The 24,796-nt window shown below is 69.1% G+C and carries 17 protein-coding genes; 4 read left to right on the forward strand and 13 right to left on the reverse strand.

Annotation, left to right across the window (positions count from 1 at the left end; translation table 11 throughout):
* Positions 1–37 precede the first annotated feature (37 nt).
* Complete coding sequence (locus tag WME97_RS36055; RefSeq protein WP_437544472.1) at positions 38–3,103, forward strand: hypothetical protein; 3,066 nt, start codon at positions 38–40, stop codon at positions 3,101–3,103.
* 161 nt (positions 3,104–3,264) lie between these two features.
* Here WME97_RS36055 and WME97_RS36060 read toward each other — a convergent pair whose 3' ends face one another.
* From WME97_RS36060 to WME97_RS36100, 9 genes are all read right to left on the reverse strand, one after another.
* A complete protein-coding gene (locus WME97_RS36060; protein WP_437544474.1) occupies positions 3,265–4,389 on the reverse strand; it encodes an alpha/beta hydrolase family esterase in 1,125 nt (374 codons plus the stop codon).
* A 1,153-nt stretch (positions 4,390–5,542) separates the two neighbouring features.
* Positions 5,543–6,307, reverse strand: a complete 765-nt coding sequence (locus WME97_RS36065) for a hypothetical protein (protein ID WP_437544476.1) — start codon at positions 6,305–6,307, stop codon at positions 5,543–5,545.
* A gap of 295 nt (positions 6,308–6,602) precedes the next feature.
* Complete coding sequence (locus WME97_RS36070) at positions 6,603–7,235, reverse strand: glutathione S-transferase family protein (RefSeq protein WP_437544478.1); 633 nt, start codon at positions 7,233–7,235, stop codon at positions 6,603–6,605.
* Between the two features lie 175 nt (positions 7,236–7,410).
* Positions 7,411–9,144: a hypothetical protein gene (locus WME97_RS36075; RefSeq protein WP_437544480.1), complete on the reverse strand. Its 1,734-nt coding sequence runs from the start codon at positions 9,142–9,144 to the stop codon at positions 7,411–7,413.
* 321 nt (positions 9,145–9,465) lie between these two features.
* Positions 9,466–10,701, reverse strand: coding sequence for an RNA polymerase sigma factor (locus tag WME97_RS36080; protein ID WP_437544482.1), 1,236 nt, complete (start codon positions 10,699–10,701; stop codon positions 9,466–9,468).
* Positions 10,694–11,089, reverse strand: a complete 396-nt coding sequence (locus WME97_RS36085; RefSeq protein WP_437544484.1) for a YciI family protein — start codon at positions 11,087–11,089, stop codon at positions 10,694–10,696. Before WME97_RS36085 ends, WME97_RS36080 begins: the two co-directional genes overlap by 8 nt.
* A gap of 62 nt (positions 11,090–11,151) precedes the next feature.
* Positions 11,152–11,868 carry a DUF899 domain-containing protein gene (locus tag WME97_RS36090; RefSeq protein ID WP_437544486.1) on the reverse strand — a complete coding sequence of 239 codons (717 nt, stop codon included), beginning with the start codon at positions 11,866–11,868 and terminating at the stop codon, positions 11,152–11,154.
* The gene (locus WME97_RS36095) at positions 11,837–12,085 is read right to left on the reverse strand and encodes a hypothetical protein (protein WP_437544488.1); all 249 of its coding nucleotides are present in this window, start codon (positions 12,083–12,085) and stop codon (positions 11,837–11,839) included. The genes WME97_RS36090 and WME97_RS36095 overlap by 32 nt, the downstream gene beginning before the upstream one ends.
* Positions 12,086–12,131: 46 nt before the next feature.
* A complete protein-coding gene (locus tag WME97_RS36100; protein ID WP_437544490.1) occupies positions 12,132–12,920 on the reverse strand; it encodes a penicillin-insensitive murein endopeptidase in 789 nt (262 codons plus the stop codon).
* 222 nt (positions 12,921–13,142) lie between these two features.
* Here WME97_RS36100 and WME97_RS36105 point away from each other — a divergent pair, with 222 nt between their 5' ends.
* Complete coding sequence (locus WME97_RS36105; protein ID WP_437544492.1) at positions 13,143–14,000, forward strand: CvfB family protein; 858 nt, start codon at positions 13,143–13,145, stop codon at positions 13,998–14,000.
* Positions 14,001–14,082: 82 nt separating this feature from the next.
* Here the strand turns inward: WME97_RS36105 and WME97_RS36110 are convergent, their stop codons facing one another.
* From WME97_RS36110 to WME97_RS36120, 3 genes are all read right to left on the reverse strand, one after another.
* A complete protein-coding gene (locus WME97_RS36110) occupies positions 14,083–15,342 on the reverse strand; it encodes a formylglycine-generating enzyme family protein (RefSeq protein ID WP_437544494.1) in 1,260 nt (419 codons plus the stop codon).
* A gap of 145 nt (positions 15,343–15,487) precedes the next feature.
* Positions 15,488–15,955 carry a Dps family protein gene (locus WME97_RS36115; RefSeq protein ID WP_437544496.1) on the reverse strand — a complete coding sequence of 156 codons (468 nt, stop codon included), beginning with the start codon at positions 15,953–15,955 and terminating at the stop codon, positions 15,488–15,490.
* A gap of 25 nt (positions 15,956–15,980) precedes the next feature.
* Positions 15,981–16,577, reverse strand: coding sequence for a YqgE/AlgH family protein (locus tag WME97_RS36120; RefSeq protein ID WP_437294584.1), 597 nt, complete (start codon positions 16,575–16,577; stop codon positions 15,981–15,983).
* A gap of 162 nt (positions 16,578–16,739) precedes the next feature.
* Here WME97_RS36120 and WME97_RS36125 point away from each other — a divergent pair, with 162 nt between their 5' ends.
* Both WME97_RS36125 and WME97_RS36130 read left to right on the forward strand, forming a co-directional pair.
* Complete coding sequence (locus WME97_RS36125) at positions 16,740–17,150, forward strand: 6-pyruvoyl trahydropterin synthase family protein (protein ID WP_012239418.1); 411 nt, start codon at positions 16,740–16,742, stop codon at positions 17,148–17,150.
* 55 nt (positions 17,151–17,205) lie between these two features.
* On the forward strand, positions 17,206–18,702 hold the full coding sequence (locus tag WME97_RS36130; RefSeq protein WP_437544499.1) for a DEAD/DEAH box helicase: 1,497 nt from the start codon (positions 17,206–17,208) through the stop codon (positions 18,700–18,702).
* A 200-nt stretch (positions 18,703–18,902) separates the two neighbouring features.
* On the opposite strand, the gene WME97_RS36135 is transcribed toward WME97_RS36130, so the two are convergent.
* On the reverse strand, positions 18,903–24,545 hold the full coding sequence (locus WME97_RS36135; RefSeq protein ID WP_437544501.1) for a sensor histidine kinase: 5,643 nt from the start codon (positions 24,543–24,545) through the stop codon (positions 18,903–18,905).
* Between the last annotated feature and the right edge of the window lie 251 nt (positions 24,546–24,796).

The following is a 24,796-nucleotide window of genomic DNA, read 5'->3' on the forward strand; positions in this document are numbered from 1 at the left end:
CATGAATGCGGCGTCTGCCTCGAGCATCGGAGGCGGCATGGCAAGACCGTTCGAGTCCATCGGTTCGACTTCCGGGCTTCACCGGCGTGCCTCCGCCGCCCTGCTCCTCGCCGCCTTCGGCCCCACGAATGAATGCGGTCCGAGCGCGCCCGGCAGCAGCAGCAGCGGCGGCGCCGCGGGCGGCGGCGGGTACAGCTCCGCAACCACAGGAGACGGCGGCGGCTCCGCTGCCACGGGCAGCGGCGGCTCCACTGCCACGGGCAGCGGCGGCTCCGCAGGCCACGGCGGCGGCGGCGGCTCCGCTGCCACGGGCAGCGGCGGCTCCGCAGGCCACGGCGGCGGCGACGAGAGCAACTCGACCGGGAGCGGCGGCTCGCCGGCAGCATGCGTGCCGGGATCCATCGTCGCGTGCTACTCCGGCCCCGAGGGGACCAACGGCGTCGGGCGCTGTACGGCCGGGACGCAGACCTGTCGTCCTGACGGCTTCGGCTACGGGCCCTGCACGGGTGAGATCACCCCTGCTGCGGAGGTCTGCGCCACGCCGCAGGACGAGAGCTGCGACGGCGACCCTCATTGCCCGCGACCGGCCGCCTGGGCGCGCGGGTTCGGCATCGAGCCCACCTATCCCACATCGACCATCGCCGTCGACGCCATGGGGAATTACTACATCCTCGGCGCCTTCAAAGGAACGGTCGACTTCGGCGCCGGCCCTCTGACCAGCGCCGGTGGCAGCGACATCTTCCTTCTCAAGCTCGACCCCTCGGGCGCGCCGCTCTGGAGCAAGCGCTTCGGCACCCCCTTGCGCGAGACAGGAGATGCCCTGGCCATCGACGGAAACGGCAACGTCCTGATCGCCGGCAACTACGAGGACGACTTCTCTGGCATTGGCCTGGACCTCGGCTTCGGCGGGTGCGCCCTGCCGGCTCCGGCCGATCGTTCCGGGCAATTCATGGCCAAGCTCGACCCCGACGGTAATCACATCTGGAGCGATGGATTCCGCTTCTACCCTTCGCATCCTACCTGGGCGACGAAGGTGGCCATCGATGCTCTCGACGACGCGTACGTCGCCATCGGGTTGGACGACGCGACAGCGGTGGTGAAGCTGGACGCCATGGGCAATGTCCTCTGGAGGCGGAGCACTCCGGGCAGCCCGAGCTTCCACATGAACCTCGCGCTCGACAGCGCCGGCAACGTGGTGACAGTGAATGAAGCAGGTATCGATGGCAACTACATTGCCCTCTACACGCACGTCTCAAAGCTCTCTCCGGATGGAGATTTGCTCTGGTCCCGGAGATTGGACGACTACGGCTTCCGTGGCAAGGTGGCGGTCGACTCGGCGGGCGAGATCCTCGTGCTGGTCGAGGGAGCTGTCATCAAGCTGGATCAGGACGGCGAGGAAGTGTTCACCCAGCCCGCCCGCCACACCGGCGACATCGCGGTCGACCCTGCGGACAACATCTTCCTCGGCGGGGGTGGGCTCACGATGCTCGACCCGAGCGGCGCCGAGCTCTGGACGCGCGACTTCGCGGCCTCTGTAGCGGACATGGCCATCTCCCCGAACGGCGCGGTCGCCGTCACCGGCGTCGTGAGTGGCCCTGTCGACTTCGGGACCGGCCCGATCGCGTATACAGAAGGCCGGGATATCTATGTTGCCACATTCAATCCGCCGGCGAGCGGCGACAGCGGCGAGGGAGGAGGCAGCGGCGGCAGCGACGGCGGAGGCGGCGGAGACCCGTCCGAGACGTGCGTGCCGGGCTCGGTCATCGCGTGCTACTCCGGCCCTGCCGGGACCAGGGGCGTCGGCCCCTGCGCTGCGGGGACGCAGACCTGCCGGCCCAGCGGCCTCGGCTTCGGCCCCTGCGTGGGCGAGGTGACGCCTGCCGAGGAGCTCTGCTCCACGCCGGAGGACGAGAACTGCGACGGCGACCCCCGTTGCCCCATGCTGTCGTGGGCGCGCGGGTTCGGCGGCACCGGCGCCGACGAGGGCCTGAACATCGCGAGCGACGCCGCAGGCAACACCTATGTCACCGGCAGCTTCACAGGAACCATCGACTTCGGCGCGGGCCCTCTGACCTCCCCGCCCGGACGCCACTTCCTGCTCAAGCTCGATCCATCGGGCGCGCCGCTCTGGAGCGAGCGCCTGACGAGCGGCCACCCGCTCGTCATGGCCGTCGATGGCAACGGCGACCTCCTGCTCGCCGGCACATACTCGGGTGGCGTCGCCAGGGTGTTGAACCAGTGCCTCCCCCCCTTCCAGCCGGACCACAATACCGTAGCCTTCGTGGCCAAGCTCGACCGCGATGGCAAGGCCATCTGGAGTCAAGCGCCCATCTACACGTCGGACGTGATCGACAGCTACAGCGTTCCCGAGCGGATCGCCGTCGATGCGCTCGGCAACACCTACCTGGTCTACGCCGACCTTTGGGCGAACGGCGCCTACCTGGTAAAGCTGAGCCCTGGCGGCGATGTCCTCTGGAAACACAGGATCACGCCCCCTCCCGACGAGGAGGACTATTACAATTCCCTGGAATACCACGTCGATCTCGCGATCGACAGCGTGGGTAACGCGCTGACCGTGACCGCACCGCAGGCCGACGCAGGGTATCTCACGGTCAGCAAGTTCGACCCGACCGGCGCCGCGCTCTGGAGCCGCCCGTTCGCGCCGGATCCGTCGATCCCCCCTGGCGGCGCGTGGAAGGCGGGCTGGTCGGTGGCCGTCAATGCGGCTGACGAGGTCCTCGTGGCCGGCACCACGGACGGGACCGTCGATCTCGGCGGCGGCGTGCTGCCCGCCGGCCCCGTGCTCCTCAAGCTGGACGCCGCGGGTGCCCACGTGTTCAGCGACTCGATCCCCTTCGGCGACGCGCTCACGCTCGATTCCGCTGGTAACATCGTCGTCGCCGGAGGCGGGCTCGCCAAGCTCGACCCGAGCGGCGCCGAGCTCTGGACCCTCGGCTTCGGCGCCAGCGCACATGGCGTCACGATCTCGCCGAGCGGCGTGATCGCCCTCACAGGGGCTGCGAGCGCGGCGGTCGACTTCGGGACCGGCCCCATCCCCCACGCCGGCGGCTCCGACATCTTCGTCGCGACGTTCAATCCCTGAAACCCATGGGGGAAGGGCGCCATGGGCCGATCAGCTGCCCTCGCAGACGTCGGCGCAGGTGCCCGTCGCGCTCGGAGGCGGCCCCTGTTCCCCTGCAGGCGAGACGCCCCGAGCGCGGCGCTACGCGCGGGCGAGGGTCCCGCCCGCGGCGAGGACGTCGGTCAGAACTGCTTGAAGAACTTCCACGACTCGATGGGAATCCAGTTCGGATTGCCGTCGATGTTCGTGTGCCCGCCGCCGAAGGTGCACACCCGCGTCGGATGTTCCGGATTGCAATCCTGGAAATCGTAGCAGCTGTACTTGCCGTTCGAAGTCGGGATGTCGTTCGGGATCGTGCAGCCGTTGTCTTCGGCTTTTTCGAGGGCGATGAACTTGGCCCCCCGCTTTTGACCTTCGTTGTTCACCCAGGGGCAAGTCGTGTCGCTCATGCCCGTCGTGTGCATCCAGGCAATGGGCTTACGCGTCTTCTGAGGCAACCAGATGTTGTAGTTGGCCGGGGCGATGCCCACGGCCGCGCGGATCTCCGCTTGATGGTTCGTCGACAGCGAATAGGTGATCATCCCTCCGAAGCTGAAGCCGGTCGCGAACACGCGGGTCGTGTCGTAGCAGACGCTTTCATTCATGAGCTCCATGATGTCGTCGAACAGCGCGTGGTCCTTCTCTTGCCACGTTGCACCGTCCGAGGAGGGGGCCACGAAGATGGCTTGCTCTCCGTCGGCCTCCAGCTGCGGTTTGAGAAAGTAGAAGTCTTGCCCCTTGACGTCTTGGTAGCGGCTGCCGATCCAATGCGAGGTGTAGAACAGCCGGTAGGGCTTGTTCATGTCGTAGTTCTTGGGCATATCGACGTAGTACACGCGATTTTGGCCCGAACTCGAGATCGTATACTCCTTGCTCGTCAGCGTGGTTGCCTTGCCGCACCCCGCGCTCTTCACAGGCGCGTTCCCCATGGGAATGGCTCCTTCGGGCCAGCCACCCGTGCCAGCACCGCCGCTGCCGGTCGGCTCAGCCCCGCCACTCCCGCCGCTGCTGTCACCGCCGGTCCCAGCCGCGGTGGTGCCGCTGGAGGTCGCAACGCCGCTGCTGCTCGTGCTGCCGCTCGTGCTGCCGCTCGCGCTGCCGCTCGAGGTCGCAACGCCGCTGCCGCTCGTGCTACCAGCGGAAGCGGCCGCCGTCGCTCCGCCCCCTCCGTCGTTGTTCGAGTCGGACTCGGCGGGGGCGCACGAAATCGCGACCCAACTCGCAAGGGTGACACCAAAGGCGAGTCGGCTGAATGTTTGATATTGCATCACAGGTCTCCTACGTACCGGAATCAGGTGAAAAGGAAACAAAACGATTCGAGCGTATCAAGGGCGACTCGCCACACTCACCTCGGGTGACAGAGCGTTCCTCACGGGATCCGCCTCCCTGGCAAAGTGCCTCTTACCCGGCTCAGACGAGCTCCCGGACGGGGCCGATGTGATGACGCCGGTGCGCCCGAGGAGCGTCTCGGCACGACCCGCCGCACCCTAGGTTCCCTCGTTCCCGAGCTTGCCATCCGGTCGCTTCGCAAGCATCGCCGGATTCTCGACGAAATCATCTCCGGGGGACAGCACGCAAAATTTCACGATAGCCGTCGAACAAGCGAGGGTTGTCGCGTCCTCTGTTGGATCGCTCCTGGCAAAACGCCGATCACCATCGATCAGCGATCGCTTCCGCGACGACCGAGCGAACAGGATCGGTGTAAAAATTGACCGAATGGCTCAGATTCGACGAAGAGCTCGGTACTCAGGAGGACCCGAGCAAACCGAACAAAAGGAGGGTCCTCGGCTGGAATGTGAACGCTCACACTGCCGGTGTCAATTCCAATCGACCGGCCCGCGGGCATCTTCGGGCCCGAGGGAGGACATGGCTGGCAGGGCTCCTTCGGAGCGCCGCGTTAAGAGGGGTAGGCGCCGGACCGCGGCCATCGCCGGACTGCCCGACCACAATCGTACTGCCAGCGTGTCATGTTGCCCGCGCGGGCGAGCTCGCCCTGTCACGGATCAGCCCGTCCGTGCGCTCCGAGGCGCCCGATGGTGCGGCGACGTTGCAGGAGGGCTCCAGTCTTACAGGGTGAGAGACGCTCGAGTCTCCCGGTATCGGTTCCGCTCGGGATCGCATCAACGCTGAAGATTTCCTGCGTGACTGCGTTTTTCTCCTGTGTTCGCCGTCCTCGCGCTCATCGGCTGCTCCACGCGGCCGCAAACCGTACGAGACGACGTCGCTTCGCTCACCTTCGCCCTCGACCCGACGCCCAGGGGTGCCTGGAAGATCCGCGATCGTGCCGGTGTCTCCTTCGAGGATCACGCTCGCTTCGTCTACCACGCGGGCATGGAGAGGGTGCTGCTCGTCCGTGCTGGCCACAGCCGGAGTGCGCCCATGCGCGCATGGCAAGAAGCTCAGATCAGGCCAAGGCTTCAATCATGGACGCAACGTAAAGAACGTGTTTCCGGCCAACGTACGAAATCTCGCGAACCTGGGCCCTGGACTTCCAGTCCCTGCGGCTCTCCACCCGAACAAGCCTGTTGAGCTTGGGTCCCGGATGGCGACCCGCGACCGAGCCACATCGATAGCATTCTGTACAAAAATCCGAAAATCCAGCTGCATTCGATCATTGTCATTGTTCGCGACATTGACCATCTGCTGCAGCCGACGACGAACCGCCTGATCGTAGTTGGGATAATCGGAGAACCCATCAAACTGATCGGGGGCGCGAATGATGTCGATCAAACTTCTCGCCCCGCGCGCCCCGAATTGAGAAGGGTCGTTCGCCAATCGATTCTCCAGGACCCGTTGCATCCACCCCATGCTATCCAATGTCTCTGCTGCCAGGTAGTCTGCGTGGGAAGGACCGCGGGCCTCCGACATCAACAGTCTGGCGACAGCTCCAGCTTCAGTAGCAGGGTCCGGCAACTCTATCGCAACGTCAACCACAACCCTTAGCGTCGCCTGGATTCCGGACCGAGTCGCCGCAGTCACCGTTACAGCGCCACCACCTGATGTCGTGGCGAGCGCGTTGAGGTAAAACGAAAAATTGCCAACGGCGCGTACGCGAGGTATGCCATCGACGCTGACGACATCAGGATCACTGCTCGTTATCTTGGGCAAACCATCCGAGCGTGGAACATCGGCGAGCTCGATGCTGGCCGAAGAGTTCCCTTCGGTGCTCGATATGTGAATAGTCACATCCGCAACATCTGTTCCATGTCGCCGAAAACGCATATATCACCTTCAACTAGCGCAAGGCCCAGATCGACGCTTTGCTCCTGCATCACTCTCCAGACCCGTGCAAGGCCAGGGTCTCTCCCAGCGACTCGCGATCCGCGGCGACGAGCCGACCCACTTCTTCGTCACGAGACAACTGCTACCTCTCAAAGCGGCTTCGTCGGGTGAGCGAACCTGGGGTTCTGTGTACGGATACGCGAGTTTACCGCAGGACAGCGGCTGGGGGGGGAAGCGGCAGGCAATCGTTCAGGGCGCTCTAAGCGCCAGGCATCTTGAGGCCGCGCTCGTCCATCACGGCCTTGTTGCGCGCCTCGCTCTTCGCGTACGCCGGGCGGGCTTTGACCCGCTCGGCATATCCGGTGAAGCTCGGGCGCGGCTCGAGCATCTTGAAGTCGAGCATGTACGCGATGGTGCCGCCGAAGATGACGTCGGCCATCGAGAACTCCTTGCCGAGGACAAAGTCACGGCCAGAGATGGCCGATTCCATGGTCGCGATCATGTCGTCGTAGTTGCCCCAACCGGCGGCGCCGGCGCGGAACTCCCAGTTGCCGGCCCTGGCCATCGAGCCGGGCTCGATGACCGAGGGGGCGAAGAGCGCCCAGCGAAAATACGTGCCGCGCGCCGCGTCGTCGAGCTTCGGCGCGAGGCGGCCCGGGGCATAACGATCCGCGAGATAGAGGCCGATCGCCGCGGATTCGGTGACGACGGTGCCGCCGTCGACGAGCAGGGGCAGCTTGCCCATCGGATTGAGCTTCGTGACGTCCTCCTTCTTCTGGTCGCCGGCCATGATGTCGACGAACTTGAGCTCGTACTCGACGCCGACTTCCTCGAGCATCCACACGGTGTTGGCGGCGCGCGAAAACGGGTGGTGGTAAAGAACGATGGCCATGGTGGTGTCTCTTTCTCCGTTCGTCTCCGCCGGTCGGTCGGCGGCGCGGCCGAGGGTACCAGAGGCCGGCCCCGTTGGGCGCGGCGCCAGGTGCGGCAGGCTTGAATTCCTCTGCCCGCCGCGTTCCTGGCTCCCGCCTCGGCGCGTGGCGACCTCGACCGCTACCCGGCGAGGATCACCGGCTCGAGCCGCGGCCACACGAGGTGATGCGGAGGTCCTCGATCAGGGCCGCGCGATAGCGGTGTCGCGCAGCGGAGAGGCGCAGCGCCTCGCCCTCGTCCGCGAGCGACGCCGCGGCCATCGCGGCGTGACCCAGGCGCAGGAGCGTGTAGGCGAGGAGATACGCCGGCAGGCGCCGCTCGGGATCATCGCCGGAGCGGCGCCGGTACCGCTCCAGGAAGGCGCGCCGGGCGCCTCGCGGCATCCGCCACTCGACGATGGCGCCGGCGAGATCCCAGGCGATGTCCGTGGGGCCAGGGAGGAAGTGATCGTCGCCGTGCCCGCAGGCGTCCACCTTGACGAGCTCGCCCGAGGAGGACCTGCGCCACTCGTGGGGATCCATCCTGCCATCGACGATCACCGGACGCGCGAGCTCGAGGTGGAGCTCACCCGGGAGCTCCCTCCGCATCTCCAGCGAGAAATTGGTGCGTGCCATCGCAAGGAGCTCGTCGGCCGCAGGGCCCGGCGCAGGGAAGGCCGAGGCGCGAAAGGCGCAGTAGTCGGCGAGGCGCTCGAGCTCCGCGGCGGACAGGTCATCTGCCTGGAGCGGGCGGCCAGGGAGCCATGGATACGAGCAGAATCCCTGGCCCTCGTCGCGCGGCTCCGGCCCGAAGCCGGCCCGGAAGACGCCGTGTGCCCGCTCCAGACACTCCGCCCCGTAGCGGCCCATCCCCTCGAACTTGAGGATCCGGCGTTCGTCCCGGGAAAGGTATTTGAGGCGCTCCATGGACGTCCAGGAGGGCGGCCAGCGCGATTCGTCCTCGTAGCAGCGGCGGCGCCACGCTCCGGCGCCGATGGGCTCGCCCGCGTCGCCGGGGAGCTGCGCCCCGCCCTCGGCGCGCTCCGAGCGGAAGGACCGCCAGCGGCTGGCGCCGTCCGGCGCGACGAGCGCGTCGGGATCGGGCGCGCGGGAGCCGAGGAAAACGATGCTGGCGCGCGGGACGCCCGCGCGGACCAGGGCGTCCCCGGCGGCGAGGAACGAGGAGCCGCTGAGGCCCGGCCCCTCGTCGACCACCCAGAACCGCACTCCCTCGGCGATGCCGTCCTCGACCCAGCGGATCTGCCCGGCGTCGAGCTCGACGCGGCGGTCGTAGGGGTGACCTGAGGGGCGCACGGTCGTGCGGCCGGCCCGGATCCCCTGCCCGCGGAGCGCCGCGGCCGTCACCGCGCTCAGCGTCGTGCCGATGCTGCGGATACCGACGACCCGGACCGGCGCCGGCGGGGACGCGAGCCGCTCGGCCAGGCGGGCGAAATCGAGCGGGTGGAGCGCGTAGAACGAGAACCCCTCGGGCGGCGACGTCGAGACGATCGCCGGGACCCCGACGGCCGTGAGGGCCTCGGGCGCGGCCAGACGGCCGGCTGTCCGCGGCCAGACGTCTGGCTGTCCATGGCCAGATGTCTGGCCGCCCGCGATCGCGCACGCGCCGTCACCGCGGATCAGCGCGGCGGCGAGATCGTCGGTGAGCTGCGCCAGCGCCGAGGCGCTCTCCGCGCCGGCGTCGGCGAGGAGGGACTCGAGCTCGCCAGCGCGGATCAAGGCGCTGAGCACGACGTCGCGAGGGCGCTCCGCGCCTCCGGGGCCGGCGATCGCCCGGAGGTCGCCCGCGAGCTCGTCGACGAGCCGCCGCCCCGGGACGTCGCGGCGGCCGCCGCGGAACACGTACATGCGGTATCCGGAGCTGTCGTCCATGGCGGGCTCCGCGCCTCACCGCTGCGCGACGCGATGGGGATGAAACAGATCTCCAGCTCGCCCATCTCGGGCGCCGTCGCGTCTCCCCCCCATGGCTCTCCCCCCAGCGTCGACGCGGCAACCTACGTCAACGAAATTTTACAACGCTAATGCACAACGGGCCGCTTCGTCAAGCCGTCGGTCTCGTGGGTGGACGGCAGCGACGGGCCTGGGAATGCTGGGACGGCCTCCTTCCCCCTCTTCCCTCTCCTCTTGCAGGCCCGAAACGACCGCGCTGCATCTCGTCGTGCGCGAGCACATCGAGGCCGCGCTGGCTCGCGTTCAGCCGCGTGTGCCGGTCGCTGCCGCGGTGCGCTCGAGAAACCTGCGCACCGCCGGGTCGCGCGTCAGCCGCACGGCGACGTCGAGCGCAGCCCGTGCCTCACGCTCACGCCCGAGCCGGCGCTCGACGTGGGCGCGCGTCGCCCAGTAGGGCTGATAGCTCTCCACGGCGTCCGCGGGGATCGCGTCGAGCAGCGCCAGACCCGCCGCGGGCCCGCGCGCTTCGGCCACGGCCGCGGCGCGCCCGACGAGCGCGCCGAAGGTGGGCGCCAGGCGCACGAGACCTTCATACAGCACCGCGATCGCCGCCCAGTCGGCGCGCCGATCGCGGCGACGCGCCACGTGCGCCGACTGCACGGCGGCCTCCAGCTGAAAGCGCCCAGGCTTTCCGAAGCGCGCCGCCGTTGCCAGCAGGCGCTCCGCCTCCCCGAGCCGCCGCGCGTCCCACAGGCTCGTGTCTTGCTCCGACATGGGCACGTACTCGCTGGCGGCGGAGCGCCGCGCGGGCCGCCGCGCCTCGCAGTACTCGAGCAGCGCGAGCAGCCCGAGCCCCTCGGGCTGCTCCGGCAGGAGCTCGACGAGCAGACGCGCGAGAAAGAGCGCCTCCTCGGCGAGCCCGAGCCGCTCGGCGTCCATGCCGTCGGCGCCCTCCCAGCCGTAGCCGTAAGCGGCGTAGATCGCCTCCAGCACCGCCGACAGCCGCCGCTCGAGCTCCACCCCCGCCGGCACCTCGAACGCGATCCGCGTGTCGCGGATCTTGGCCTTCGCGCGCGACAGGCGCTGCCCCATGGTGCTCGCGGGCGTGAGGAACGCGGCGGCGATCGCGACCGCGTCGAGCCCCAGCACCACCTGCAACATCAGCGGCGTGTGCACGCGCGGGTCGATCGCCGGGTGCGCGCACACGAAGAGCAGCTTCAGCCGCTCGTCGGGAAACGCGAGCGCCTGCGATAGATCTTCGGCCTCCGCCAGGAGGCCCATGAGCACGGGCACGCCGCCGTCCCGCGTCCGCTCCCGGCGCCGCCGATCGATCAGCTTGCGGCGCGCTGCGTGCAGCAGCCAGGCCTCAGGCTTGCTCGGGATGCCGCCCGCTGGCCATGTCCGCAGCGCGGCCACGAAGGCATCGGCGAGCGCGTCCTCGGCGCCGGCAACGTCACCCGAGCGCGCCGAGAGGAACGAGATGAGCCGCGCGTAGGAGGCGCGAGCCACCGCCTCGACGGCGACGCCCGCGTCATCCACGCACGGGCCCCCCGTGGCGCGGGCCGAAGATGCGCGTCAAGTCGGCCAGCGGCCGCACCTCGACGGCGCCGTACTCGGCGGCGGGGCAGCGCGACGCCCACGCCAGCGCCGCGTCGAGCGTCGGCAGCTCGAGGAGGATGAAGCCGCCGAGCTGCTCCTTCGTGTCGGCGTACGGCCCGTCTTGCACTTGCCGCTCGCCCCCGCGCACGCGGATCGTCGTCGCCGTCGTGTCGGGACGCTCGAGGGGGCCGCCGCCCTGATAGATCCCGGCGTCCAGGAGCGACTGGTGGTAGGCCCGCCACGCGCCCCAGTGCGCGGTGTCTTCGGTCGGCCGGCGCCGCTCGTCGAACTGCTCGGAAGGCTCGTAAATCAGCATGATGTAGTGCATGGGCTCGCTCCAGTGGAGCCCAGGCAGCGCGCCTGCCTGGGCTCCGATGTGGGGCTGGGAGTTCAGGCCGCCGTCACCCCGTACCGATCGTGGTGCCGCACCCACGCCATGGGCCAGGGCAGCTCCTTTTCATCGCGCCCCTTGGGCACCATGTCGAGCAGGTAGTAGGCGCCGATCAGCGGCTCGCCGCCCCGCGCGTAGGTGGAGTAGGTGTGGAATATCGCGCCGCTCGCGTCCCTGGCGAAGACGCTGATGCCCGGCGCCTCCTCGCTCGGGAAGCCGGTGTCGGCGTAGTTGTAGAAGAACGAGCCGGCGGCGACCTCATCCTTCGAGAAGGACACGTGGAAGTCGCGATTGAAGTCGCTGCCGTGGGAGGACACCCAGGGGAGCCCCCAGCCCATGCGCTCGCGGAAGCGTGCGATCTCGGCGTAGGGGGCGCGTGACACCAGCGTCAGCGCGACGTCGCGAGCGGCGAGGTGCACGCGCGCGCCGTCGAGGTGGTCGGCGAGCAGCGAGCAGCTCGGGCAGCCCTCTTTCCAGCCGGGGCCCAGCATGAAGTGATAGACGATGAGCTGGCTGCGCCCGGAGAACAGATCGACGAGGCTCTGCCGTCCACTCGGGCCGTCGAACTGGTAGGTCTTGTCCAGCCGCACCCAGGGCAGCGCCTGCCGCTCGGCGGCGAGCTCGTCCTGGCGGCGCGTGAGCTCCTTCTCTTTTTCGAGAAGCTGCCTGCGCGCGGCGAGCCACTCAGCGGGGGATACGATCTTCGGTTGTTTCATTGGATTTTCCTGAGCTTGAGGGTGGGAGGGCAAGCGCTGGCGACCCGGCCGTCGTCAGCAGTTTCTTGATGCCGTAGGCAACGAGCCCACCGGCGGAGGCGACCTTCGCCACGGTGACGGCGGCGGCCGCGATGCAGGCAGGACACATCTCGAGGCTCCTTCCGTTCGCTTCAGCCGAATGACGGGCGAGCGCGCCGCTGTTCGACAACGCCTGCATCTATTTTTCGAGCGGCTGCCGGCCGCCGCGCCCCGCCCGGCGCCGCTCAGCGCGGGCCGCCGGCCGCGAACGCAAAATCGATGTGCACGTGCTCGTCGTGCCGCCACCACACCGGGCCGCGGGGGATCACCCCTGCGAGCGAGCCCAGCTTGCGGCCCGCGGGGCTCGCGAGCAGCAACGGCACGTACTCCGGCGCGAGGATGATCCGCTGGATCCGGAGCTTCCTTGGCCTGGCCTTCTCGTCCAGCGCCGACAGGAGCCGCGCGAGATCGTCGAAATCGATCGTCAGCTCGCCCCACCGGCCCTGCGCGTCGAACTCGAGGCCATAACCGAGCTTGTTCCAGGGATAGGTCGACACCTCCGCGGGCCGCCCCGCGCCGTCGCGCAGCGGGACGAAGATATCGACGCTGAGCCCGTTCTGGTGCGTGCGGTGCGGCCAGAACGGGCCGCCATCGCGGTGGCCCGTCTCCCCCACGACGAAGCGCCGCCCTGGCTTGGCGGCCGCGCACGCGGCGAACGCCTCTTCCAGCGCGTCGCGAACCGCGCCGTGCACGTACTGCCGTCCGAGGCTGGCGCCCAGGTAGGAGTAGGTCACATAGCCTGGCCCCGAGGGGCGGAGCGGGTGCCCGTGCAGCAGCCGGCCGCGCGCGGGACTGCCAGCGCTCTCGGACGGCGCCGCGCCGTCGAGCCAGACGCGGCCGTGCGCCACGACGGTAGGCGCGACGAGCAGGAGACCGGCGGCGACAGCGAGTCGCTTCCACGCCCGACGGGGCGCGCTCGTCGCTCGCGGAGCCACAGCGGGCGGCGCGCCCCGAAGGACCTGGAGGAGCTTCACCCCGTTCGGCTTCCTGGACGATCGATCACGTCGTTCAAGCGAGAAACGAACCATCAAGCGCGCCAAGAGGAGTTCCAACTCCTGGCGTTCTGGCGCCTCGGCAGCTCACCATTCGTCGTCTTTCAGGCAGTTTCAACTGATTTGTGGGATCGGAGGTCATCGCGCCAAAAGAGACGCGACCGGCCGACCGCGCGCCCCCGCCCTGTGCAAGACTGCGCGCCGATGCCGTACGACCATCTCCTCGGGCGCGTGGTGACCCTGCCGGTGCGGCGGTTCGGCCCGCCGGGCGCCTTCCTCTCGGCCGATCCAGACGACCTTCGCCCGGACGCGCCGGTGCTCCTCTTGCCGCGCAGCGAGGTGCCCGAGGGCGCCAGGGAGGGGGACGAGCTCGAGGTCTTCGTGTACCTCGACTCGGAGGATCGCCCCATCGCCACCACGCGCCGGCCGAAGGTCACGCTCGGCGAGGTCGCCTTTCTGGCGGTCACCGACGTCGCGCCCTTCGGCGCCTTCGTCGACTGGGGCCTGCCCAAGGAGCTGCTCGTCCCCCGCGCGGAGCAGACCCGCGACCCGCGGGTCGGCGAGCGGCACCCGGTGGGGCTGCTCGTGGACAGGACCGGGCGCCTCGCGGGGACGATGCGCGTGAGCGAGATGCTGCGGGATCAGGGCGAGTTCGATCTCGACGAGTGGGTCGAGGGTGAGGCGTGGCGCAACGAGCCGGGGATCGGCCTCTTCGTCATCGTCGAGCGCAGGTTCGTCGGCCTGCTCCCCGCCGACGAGCCGCACGCGCTCTCCCGCGGCCAGGCGGGGCGGTTCCGCGTGGCGAGCGTGCTGCCCGACGGGAGGATCGATCTCTCGCTCCGCGGTCACGCGCACGAGGAGGTCGAGAGCGACGCGCAGGAGATCCTCGCGCGGCTCTCGCGCCCGGGCGCGCCGAGGGTCGGCGATCGATCGAGCCCGGAGGAGATCCGGGCGCTCTTCGGCCTGAGCAAGAAGGCGTTCAAGCGGGCCGTCGGCCGCCTGCTGAAGGAGCGCGCCGTGGCGATCGACCGCGAGGGGTTCCTCGTCAAGAACGCGCGCTGAGCCGGGCGGAACGGGGCGGAACGGGCGGAACGATACGCGGCGCCCCGCGGCGGACGCCGCGTCCGGAGCGTCGCGCGGGCGACTACCGATCCCTCGCGCACCTGGCGCCAAGGCCGTAGTAGCGCTCGGCGGGTTTGCCAGGGAGGCGACGGGATGTCGTGAGGTTCTCGATATCGTCGTCGAAGCACCCGCCGCGCATGACGCGCTCGGAGCCGGCGGTCAGGTTCGCGCAGTTGTCGCAGAGTTCGCAGCGCTGCGATGAGATCGGGTACTCGTCGCTGTACCCGTCCAGCGTCCACTCCCACAGGCTCCCTGCCAGGTCCGCCTGCCCCCACTTTCCATCCCCGGAGGTCGCCTCGTCACCGCTCGATCTGGACCCGACCTGCAGGAGATCGGCGAGCGTGCAGGGGCGGCCCGACTCTTCCGTGTACCCGTAGCAGCCGAAGACCGCGCGGTCCTCGTCGGCCGTATCGCCCCACGGATAGCTTCGCTCCTCGTCGCCACCCGCCGCCGCGTAGCTCCACTCGACCTCTGTCGGCAATCGCCCGCCGTCCCACGCACAGAAGGCCATCGCCTCATGCCAGGTGATGCAGTTCATGGGGCGGCGCTCGTCCTCGTCCGATTCAACCGTGTCGCTCCACGTCGAGCAGCGCGCCCCGATAGCGCTGCACGTGTCGCGATCGGGAGGGGTGCACTTCCTCAGCTCCGCCATCAGCGTCGCCGTGTCCGGCTGGAGGAACTGCACGAAGCTGTCCTTCCACCCGCTGCCAGGAAGCGCCGGGTGCTCCCCGGCGCCGGCCTCGGGAGGGCTCTCCCGCGTTCCTTGCCCCGCCTCGACGAACTCGCGGAACCGGCCGACCGTGATCTCGTAGGTATCCAGCCAGAAGTCGTTCACGATCGCCCGCCTCTGCTCGGCGGAGCCCGTCGCGTCTTCATAGCTCCTCGTGTACGCGCCGCCGTCCACCGGCCGGCTGTCGCAGCAGCTGATCCCGTCCGGTCCGCACCGCGCCGCCAGGGTCAGGCAGCTCGGGGCCATCGACGAGACTGGGCCGCCCCCTGCGCCCGCGCCGCTACCGCCGTCGCCGTTCAGCCCGCATCCCCCCGCCTCACCGCCGCTCCCGGACGCTGCGCCCTCACCGCTGCTCCCGGACGCCGCACCCTCACCGCCGCTCCCGGACGCCGCGCCCTCACCGCCGCTCCCGGACGCTGCGCCCTCACCGCCGCTCCCGGACGCCGCGCCGCCGCCGCTCCCGGACGCCGCGCCCTCGCCGCCGCCGGGCTTGTACCGCTCCCAGTCCGCGCCGATGAGGTCCGAGCATCCGGCGGCGACGAGCGCTCCCACCCCGCCGATCCAACCAGCTTTCGCCCAGGTTCCGCCCATGACCCGACAGCGTCACCCTCTTCGATCACCGCTGTCAAGCCGCTCCCGGCCGGCCGGCTGCGTCGAGGGCTCCCCTCTCCGCAGCTCGGCGGCCGCGACGCGAGGGTTACTCGAGCAGGCTGCGCAGCATCCAGGCGGTCTTCTCGTGGACCTGCAGGCGCTGGGTGATCAGATCGCAGGTGGGCTGATCGTTGGCGTTCTCGGCCACGGGGAAGAGCTCACGCGCCGTGCGCGCGACCGTCTCGTGGCCCTCGACGAGGCGCTTGATCATGTCCGTGGCCTTGGGGATGCCGTCGTCCTCCTTGATGGTCGAGAGCGCGACGAACTGCTTGTAGGTCCCCGGCGCGGGGAGGCCGAGGGCCCGGATGCGCTCGGCGACCAGGTCCACGGCGAGCGCCAGCTCGTTGTACTGCTGCTCGAACATGAGGTGGAGCGTCTGGAACATGGGCCCCGTGACGTTCCAGTGGAAGTTGTGGGTCTTCAGATAGAGCGTGTACGTGTCAGCGAGGACGCGTCCCAGCCCCGCGCCGATCAGCTCGCGGTTCTTGGCGTCGATTCCGATATTGATCTCCATAGGACTCCTCTCGTGTCGTGTGCTCTCAGGCTTCTCCGATGCTGCGCATCGACATCACTTCGATCGGGCGCAGGCCGAGCAGCGCATACGCCTGCTCCCAGCGCTGGTCCGCCGCCACGTCGAACAGGATCCCCTCGTCGAGGGCCACGGGCAGCCACGCGCCCGCGGCGATCTCTCGCTCGAGCTGGCCGGGCCCCCAGCCGCTGTAGCCGAGGAGCACCGTCCTGCGCCGCGGGTCGGCGGCGGCCGTGCCGCGCACGGCGTCGGCCGCGAGCGTGTCGAACGCGCTCCGGGACGACGTGACACGCACCCGGGAGCCCACCGGGATCACGCCCGTCTCCTCGGCCCCGAGCGCCGGATCGAGGCACAGGATCCACCCCGAGCTCGGCTGGACCGGGCCGCCGAGGTAAACCGGCGCCGGGTCCTTCAGGTCGTTGCCATAACCCGCGAACGACAGGAGCTCCCCCAGCGTCATCGGCGCCGGCCTGTTCACAACGAACCCCAGCGCCCCGCCCTCGCTGTGCACAGCGAGGAGCACGACCGTCCGGTCGAAGTTGGGATCGCCGAGCGGCGGCGACGCGATGAGGAACCCTGGGGCCAGCACGCTCGCTTCGCTGTTCATCGGCGATCCTCCCTCGCAACGGTCAACCGGTCACTGCGTCCCGCACGAACCCGTCCGCCGCGGCGGGGGCCGGACGGGGGGTCGCCCCCACCTTACTCCGGCGTGCCGTGACAGGCGATTGGGATCTCCCTCCAGCGCCGGCGCGGCGGGTATAGTGGAGCCATGTACACCGTCGGCGTCCGCGATCACATCATGGTGGCCCACAGCCTCAAGGGCGTGCAGTTCGGCCCTGCGCAGCGCCTGCACGGCGCGACGTACACGGTCAGCGTGGAGGTGGAGCGCGAGGAGCTCTCGCCCCTCGGCCAGGTGGTCGAGACGAGCGCGCTGCGCGATAGCCTGCGCGCCGTGCTCGCCGAGATCGACTACCGGAACCTCGACGAGCACCCCGCGTTCGAGGGCAAGCGCTCGACGCCGGAGCTCATCGCGCGCTACATCCACCGCGAGCTCGGCCGCAAGCTCCCGGTGAGCGCCGGCAGCGCCCTCACGATCACGCTGAACGAGTCCCCCCTCGTCTGGGTGCGCTACCGCGCGCCGCTCCGGGGCGCCTCGGTCATGCCGACCGAGCTGGCCTGAGCGCCGGGCGTCTCCGCTTGGCACGCGGCCCTGCCCGCGGCAAAAGAGCGCGCCGATGACCGAGCCGGTCCGCACAGCGCCGATCGTCCTGAGCTTCCAGGGCGGCACCCTCCGCATCGAAGGCCTCGCCCCGCGCCCGGCCTTCGAGGCGACGCCTGCGCTCGACAGCAGCGCGCTGCCATCGAACGCAGACGAGCGCGCGGACGAGCCCGACGGCGGCAATGCCGGCGATCCCGCCGAGGGCGCGCCGCTCGACCCCGCGTGCCTGCCCGCGTCCTGCCGCTGGGACGCGCGGGAGCGCGTCTACCGCGTGCCGGCGATCGACTATGCCGAGCTCGTCCTGAGGCTCCGCGCCCGCGGCGTCCCGTTCACCGACGCCGCCCGCAAGTACGAGGCGCTCCCGCTCGCGCCGCTCGCCAAGCACGACCCGTTCCCCTACCAGCGAGAGGCGCTCGACGCCTGGGCCGGGCGACGCAGCCGGGGCGTCGTCGTGCTCCCGACGGGCGCGGGCAAGACGTTCGTCGCGACGCTCGCCATCGCCGCGCGGCAGCGCAGCGCGCTCGTGGTCGTCCCCACCCTGGATCTCCTGAACCAGTGGTACGACGGGCTCTCCGCCGCGTTCGGCGTCCCGATCGGCCTGCTCGGCGGCGGTTACCACGACGTCCTCGACCTGACGGTGACCACGTACGACTCCGCGCACGCCCACATGGACCGGCTCGGCGCCCGCTTCGGCCTCGTGATCTTCGACGAGTGCCACCACCTGCCGAGCCCGTCGTACGCGCTCGCCGCGAAGATGTGCCTCGCGCCCTTCCGCCTCGGCCTCACCGCCACGCCCGAGCGCACCGACGGCCGGGGCTACGACGACCTCATCGGCCCGATCGTCTTCCGCCGGGAGATCACCGAGCTCTCCGGGCAGTACCTCGCGGCCTACGACGTCGTCCGGCTCGAGGTGCCGCTCTCGGACGACGAGCGCGCCGCGTACGAGGCGGCGCGCGCCGTGTACATCGGCTTCCTGCGCTCGAACGGCATCCGCATGCCCGAGGGGTGGGGCCAGTTCATCCTGCTGAGCTCGCAGTCCGACGCCGGCCGCCGCGCCTTCGAGGCGTACCGCCGCCAGCGCAGCCTCGCGCTGTGCGCGCCCGGCAAGATCGACGTCCTCGCCCGGCTGCTCCACGCCCACCGCGCCGACCGGACCCTGGTCTTCACCGAGGACAACGCCACGGTCTACCAGATCTCGCGGCAATTCCTGCTGCCGGCCATCACCCACCAGACCAAGGTGAAGGAGCGCAGCGCCATCCTCGACGCCTTCAACCGCGGCGCGCTGTCCGCGGTGGTCACCTCGAAGGTGCTGAACGAGGGGGTCAACGTGCCCGAGGCCAACGTGGCGATCGTCCTGTCGGGCAGCGGCTCGGTGCGGGAGCACGTCCAGCGGCTCGGCCGCATCCTGCGCCGGAGCGAGAACAAGACGGCGATCCTCTACGAGCTCGTGGCCCTCGGCACGAGCGAGCAGCGGGTGAGCGACAAGCGCCGGGAGCACATTGCTTACCAATGACCTCGTCCGCGTCCGCCGCCGGGGCGGGCTGGTCGTGCCGCAGTACCTCCGCGGGGCGGCGGCGGCCGAGCTGCTGCTCCCGCTCCGAAAGTCAAGCTCCTCGTAGCGGCCGTCCCACCGCCACACTGCACGCGCTGGGTTACCCTGGAGCGCCGTACGCGATCCACCTCCCTCCTGGAAAAGTGGCGCCGCCCGCGGCATCACGCTGGCTCCGCGCAAGGAAGCTCGACGATGAACGTGGCCCCGGCGCCCGGCCGGCTCTCGCATCGGATCGAGCCCCCATGGTCCTCGACGATCCTGCGGCTGATGTGGAGGCCCAGGCCCAGTCCGCCGTAATGCCTCTCCGACACCGCGCGCTCGAAGCGGCCGAAGATCCGATCGCGCTGTTCGGGGGCGATGCCGATGCCGTGATCGCGTACGGCGAGCCGCGCCGTGCCGCGCTCGGCGCCGACGGCGATCTCGATGGGCTTGCCGGTGCCGAACTTGATGGCATTGGAGAGCAGGTTGGTCACAACCCGGTCGAGACAGGATCGATCCCACCTGCCACAGGCCGGCGCGCCGGTCTGGATCGACACCGAGCAGCGGGCCCCCGTAAGGTCGGCCTCGAAGCGCTCGGCCACCTCGCGGACGAGGGCGCCGAGGTCGACGTCCGTGCGCTCGAGCACGAGCGGCCCCGTGTCAAGGTGCGACACGTCGAGCAGATCATGGATGAGCCGGGTCAGCCGGGTTCCCTGTCGCTCGACGAGCTCGAGCCGCCGATCGAGCGCTTGCGGATCGATGACTCGCCCCAAAGGTGCCGCCCTGCGAAGGGACTGCACCGCAAGCGTGAGCGAGGTGAGGGGCGTGTTGAGCTCGTGGGATGCGACCGTGAGGAACTCGCTGCGAGCGCGGACGGCCTCCTGCGAAGCGCGGTAGAGCCTGGCATTGTCGATCGCGATGGCAGCGCGGCGCCCCAGCTCCACGGCGAGCCCGAGGTCGGCGGGCCCGTAGCGGCGCCCCGGGGCGTCGCAGGCGAGGCTGAGCACGCCGAGCGTCTGCCCGCGCGCGATGAGCGGCACCGAGATCCCGGTCCGCGTGCCGAACGCGCGGACGAGCCGCACGTGCTCGTCGTTGTGGCAGATCACCCGCAAGACATCGTCGGTCAGCTCGGGCGTGAGGACGGGCTCGCCGGTGCGGAGGGCCGCGATGGCGGGGTGGGGGGAATCCCAGTGGGGCGGATATCGCGTCACCATCTCCAGGAGCATGGGCTCCTTCGTGGGGTCTCTGTGCGCCACGGCGAGGCGCCGGATCTCTCGACCTTCTACGAGGTCGATGGCGCACCAGTCCGAGAGGCCTCGCACGCAGAGGCGGCCGAGGCGAGCAAACATCGTTTCGTAATCGAGCGACTCGGAGAGCACCGCTCCCGCTTCGGCGAGGAACGCGGCCTCTGCGAGCGCGGCCTTCTCCTTGGCGAGCAGCAGAGCGTTCTCCAAGGAGATCGCGGCTTGCGTGGCGAGCAGCGAGAGGGCGAGGAGCCGATCGGGCGTGAAGGCGCCGGCGAGGAGGTCGTTTTCGAGGCAGAGCAGGCCAACCACCTCGGCTTGCCGCAGGATGGGCAGGCAGAGCACCGACTTGGGCCGGTGCGCCGCGAAGTAGTCGTCGCCGGCGAACTTGCCTGCGTCGCCTTCGGCGTCGCTCAGGATGACGCGCTCCTTCGTTCGGTGCGCGTAGTGGACGACGGACGCGGGGACACGCTGGGAGCCATCCACCGACATGGTCTCGAGGACGGTCGTCACGACCCCCTTGGCGTCGAGGGTCGCCTCCGCTTCGATCGAGAGGCGTTCGTCCCGACACAGGACGAAGCAAGCCCGCTCGGCGCCGCCCTGCTCGAGGACGATCGTGAGCAGCGTGCGCAAGAGCTTGTCGAGGAGGATCTCGCCCGAGATGGTTTGGGATGCTTTGGTCACGGAGCAGAGGTCGAGCTGCTCGGTCCGCATCGCGACGGTGGCCGTGGGCGCGAGGAGCCTCGACTCGACGAGGTGGGGATACTGCTGCTCGAGCTGCCTGACCTTGCCATCGGCTCCCCAACGGGCATAACAGGCGCGCGCATCGCCGAGATGGGCAATGCCGTTCTTGTCGAGGCGGCGCTCCAGGTAGAACCGGCCGGCCAGCTCGTTGGCCAGGGCCTCGTGGTGCACGAAGCCGCCGTCGTGGGCCGAGCGGCTGGCCTGCTCGTAGAGGCGCTGGGCATCGAGGTCCCGGCCCTCGATGCGCGCGATCTCGGCGGCGCAGAGCGCCCTCTGGGGTTCGAAGTTCTCGGGGCAGTGTTTGGCCCAACTTGCGAGTTCCCGGTGGTGCGCCGCCAAGGCGTCTCGGTGCGGGGATCGCGCTTCGGCCGGCACCTCCGTGCAGACACCCGCGTGCGCAAGAGCTGCGTAGAAATGGTACTCGACGTGCTCCAAGAAACAGCGCGTCGTCCAGAGAAGTCCCTGCGCCTTTGCGACCGCCGTGAGGGCAGACGCATGGTCTCCAGCGAACAAATGGGCCTGCAGCTTCCGGATCCAATACCAGCAAGAGGCAATGGCCAAGTTAGGATTGGCTTCGAGGTACTGTTCGAATTGGGCCTCGTCGAAGTCTGGTCCGTTGAAGGAGGTGAAACAAACCGTCAGACCACGCAGCATCCGGACGAGACGCAATTGTGTTACGATGAAGGCGATGGTGAGGCCGAACTGCGCCTTGCGCGCGAACGAAAGTCCAGTGACGGCCTCACGCTCCACTTCGACGAGCGGATCTCCGCATACGAGCATGTTGGTGACCAGGCAATTGCAGGCGAAGTTGGCATAACTGAGGTCGCCGATCCTGGTCGCCACATCGAAGACGCGCCGCAACCACGGCTTGGCCGAACGCATGGGCCGTGTCCACGGGACGATGAAATGTCCGAACATGTGGTAGACGCGGGCTTTGTACCCGTCCAGCCCGCGCCTCTCCACCAGGTTGACGGCGAGCTGCCCGAAGCGGAACGCCATCGCATATTCCTCGAAGTAAGGACCGAGGATGATGCCAAACCAGACGTAGGCATTGGCCGATGCGTCGCTGTTGCCGTGCTCCAGGCTGAGATTGACGGCGTGCAAGGTGACGAGGCACACGAGGTTCTCGTCGATGGTCATGCTCGTCGGCGCGATCCGGGACAGGACCTCCATGGTGGCGCGCGCGGCCGGATCGTTCATCAAGGGCAAGTCGATGAGGTCCTCGATCCGCCCCTCGTCGAGCCGCAGCCATATCCGCTCGTACTCCTGCCGGACCTCCGCCTGGGTGGGATGCGGCGACCACTCGACCCCGCATTCGCGGAGATAGTCCAGACCGACGGCGACCGCACGGTCGGCCCGATCGAGGGTGTGGTACAACTCCACGCGCAAGCAGGTGACGGCCGCCTGGTCCACGATGCTCTCGGCCCGCTCCCAAAGCATCCCGAGCCGCTGCTCCGCCGCCGAGAGCGCGCCGGTCAAAAACTCGCATTCCGCTCGATGGAGCTCCAGCGCGAAGGCGAGCCCGTGCACGCGCTCCCAGCGGTCCTCGGCCAAGAGCGCCACGCCGGCGGCGAGGTAGCGCAAGGCCGAGGCGTAGGCCGTCGCCGCCTTGGCGCGTTTGCCGGCCAAGAGATCGAGCTCGGCGATCCGCTCCCGCTCCTCCTGCGACTCGACCAGCTCACTGCCGCGATTGAGCTGGTTGACGACCTCGAAGATCCTCTCGGCGATCGCCTCGGGCGTCAGGCTCGACGATAGGATTCGGCCGATGCGCAGGTGGGCGCCGGCGCGCGCGGCTTCCGGGATCAGCAAATAGGCCGCCTCCTGCACCCGGTCGTGGAGAAAGCTGTAGGTGTCCTCCAGGCGGAGGACCAGGCCCGCCTGCACCGCCTCCCCCAAGGACGCGTGGATGGCCCCCGCGGATTGCCCGAGCGCGAGGCCAAGCGTCTCGACGTCGGCGACGTTTCCCAGGCAGGCGAATTGTTTCAAGGCGTTCCGCGTGCCTCCTGGAAGGCGGGCGAGCTTGCCCACCATCAGGTCCACCACGTTGTCCGTGTAGCTCTTGGCGTGGATGCGCGGCAGATCCCAGCGAAAGGCCCCGCTTCCGGGGTTGAAACCGAGCAGCTTCTCCTCGCAGAGGGCCGTCAGGAACTGGGTGGTGAAGAACGGATTGCCCTGGGTTTTCTCGAACACGAGCTCGGAAAGCGGCCGGACCCTCTCGGGACGATCATGAAGCGCATCGGCGACGAGCCTCTCGACATCGTCCGGCGAAAGGGGAGTGAGGACGATGTCATGAACGATGCCGCCCGCCTTTCGGATCGCCTCCAGGCTGCGCATCAGAGGGTGACTCGAGTCGACCTCGTTGTCGCGGTAAGCCCCGACCAAGAGCAGGTAACGCACGTCCGGGTGGGTCGCCAGATCGGCGAGCAGCGCCAGCGTCCCCGCGTCCAGCCACTGCAGGTCGTCGAGGAAGATGACCAGCGGATGCGCGGCCCGGGCGAAGACGCCGATGAGCTGCCGGAACACCATCTGGAAGCGGTGCTGTGCCTCCTGCTGCGGCAACTCCGGCACCGGCGGCTGGGGCTCAAGGACGAGCTCGAGCTCGCGGATGAGACTCACCATGAGCTCTGCGTTCGGGCCCAGCGCCGCGCACAGGGCGTCCCGCCACGCTCGGATCCGGGCTTCGCTCTCGCCCAGGATCTGGCGGATCAGGGCCTGGAAGGCCTGGGCCAGGGTGGCGTAAGGAACGTCGCGCTTGTGCTGGTCGCACTTGCCGGCGATGAAATGCCCCCGCTTTTCCACGATCGGTTTGTGCAAGGCATTGACGAGGGCACTCTTGCCGACCCCCGAATAGCCGGACACCATCACCAGCGCCGGCGCGCCGGTTGCCGCCACGGCGTCGAAGACAGCCAGCAGCGCGGCCGTCTCCCGCTCACGCCCATAGAGCTTGTGCGGGGTCTGGATTCGTTCCAGAACATCGTCCTTGCCGAGCGGGAACGGCTCGACCCTTCCGCACGCCTGCCATTGGACCAAACAGCGCTCCAAATCGACCACGAGGCCGCCGGCGCTCTGATAGCGGTCCTCCGGCGTCTTGGCGAGCAGCTTCGAGACGATGCGCGCGATCGGCTCGGGTACCTCGGGGACGAGCGCCGAAGGAGAAGGAGGAGCGCGGGCGACGTGGCAATGGACCCATTCCGCGGGGTCCTTCGCCTCGAAAGGGAGCTTTGCGGTGAGCATCTGAAAGAACGTGACGCCCAGCGCGTAGAGATCGGAGCGGTGGTCGATCGCGCGGTTCATCCGCCCCGTTTGCTCGGGCGACAGATAAGGCAACGATCCCTCGATGAGCCGGGGAGGCTGTGCGGACGGCTGCTCGCGGGGCAGGCGGGACGCGAGCCCGAAGTCGGCGAGCTTGAGCTCGAAGGAGGCGGGGTTCACGAGGATGTTCTCTGGCTTCACGTCCTTGTGGACGATGCCCGCTTGGTGAATCTCCGAGACCGCCCTCGCGATGGCCATGGCGAGCGGGAGAAAGCGATCCATCGGCATGGGCGTCCCGCCGAGCAGCTCGCCCAGGGACCGGCCGCCGAAGTCCTCGATGACGAGGGCGGGCATGCCCTGGTAGGTCTCGAGGGCGAGCGGTTTGACGACAGCCGCGGAGTCGAGCAGCCTGCCGATCTCGAGTTCGTTCTGCAGCCGCTCGAGGTCCTTCGGGCGGCTGCGCTGCGGGTCGAGCACCTTGAGGACCACGGGGCAACCATCGGCGTTCCGGATCGCGCGATAGAGGGTGGATCGGCTGCCGTGGGCGAGAGACTCCTTGATCGTGTACAGAACGGAGGAGCTCATGGTGGGAATCGAGCGGACCGATGGAGCCGCCCATCTTCAGCATGACTGCGCAGTTTAGCGTGAGCAAGTCCACCCCGGAAGACTCTGCTCGCACGCATCTAGCTAGTACGCTAGTACGTTAGTACGTCTAGCGCTTCGTTCCCTGAGTTCGTCCCGGGGTCAGTCCGCTGTGTATGCTTGCCGAACTCCCCGTTCGCCATATTCCTCGACGTCGACCTCAACGCGGTCGGCGGCGGCTCGCGCGGTCGAGG

The sequence above is a fragment of the Sorangium sp. So ce367 genome, from assembly GCF_051520455.1.
Lineage (GTDB): Bacteria > Myxococcota_A > Polyangia > Polyangiales > Polyangiaceae > Sorangium > Sorangium cellulosum_B.

What these genes read in the sequence shown, in the direction of transcription:
- WME97_RS36060 (WP_437544474.1), bottom strand. Translation starts at nt 4,389, where the DNA reads ATGCAATATCAAACATTCAGCCGACTCGCCTTTGGTGTCACCCTTGCG.
- WME97_RS36135 (WP_437544501.1), bottom strand. Translation starts at nt 24,545, where the DNA reads ATGAGCTCCTCCGTTCTGTACACGATCAAGGAGTCTCTCGCCCACGGC.
- WME97_RS36090 (WP_437544486.1), bottom strand. Translation starts at nt 11,868, where the DNA reads ATGAAACAACCGAAGATCGTATCCCCCGCTGAGTGGCTCGCCGCGCGC.
- WME97_RS36085 (WP_437544484.1), bottom strand. Translation starts at nt 11,089, where the DNA reads ATGCACTACATCATGCTGATTTACGAGCCTTCCGAGCAGTTCGACGAG.
- WME97_RS36075 (WP_437544480.1), bottom strand. Translation starts at nt 9,144, where the DNA reads ATGGACGACAGCTCCGGATACCGCATGTACGTGTTCCGCGGCGGCCGC.
- WME97_RS36055 (WP_437544472.1), top strand. Translation starts at nt 38, where the DNA reads ATGGCAAGACCGTTCGAGTCCATCGGTTCGACTTCCGGGCTTCACCGG.
- WME97_RS36125 (WP_012239418.1), top strand. Translation starts at nt 16,740, where the DNA reads ATGTACACCGTCGGCGTCCGCGATCACATCATGGTGGCCCACAGCCTC.
- WME97_RS36120 (WP_437294584.1), bottom strand. Translation starts at nt 16,577, where the DNA reads ATGAACAGCGAAGCGAGCGTGCTGGCCCCAGGGTTCCTCATCGCGTCG.
- WME97_RS36115 (WP_437544496.1), bottom strand. Translation starts at nt 15,955, where the DNA reads ATGGAGATCAATATCGGAATCGACGCCAAGAACCGCGAGCTGATCGGC.
- WME97_RS36105 (WP_437544492.1), top strand. Translation starts at nt 13,143, where the DNA reads ATGCCGTACGACCATCTCCTCGGGCGCGTGGTGACCCTGCCGGTGCGG.
- WME97_RS36070 (WP_437544478.1), bottom strand. Translation starts at nt 7,235, where the DNA reads ATGGCCATCGTTCTTTACCACCACCCGTTTTCGCGCGCCGCCAACACC.
- WME97_RS36095 (WP_437544488.1), bottom strand. Translation starts at nt 12,085, where the DNA reads ATGCAGGCGTTGTCGAACAGCGGCGCGCTCGCCCGTCATTCGGCTGAA.
- WME97_RS36130 (WP_437544499.1), top strand. Translation starts at nt 17,206, where the DNA reads ATGACCGAGCCGGTCCGCACAGCGCCGATCGTCCTGAGCTTCCAGGGC.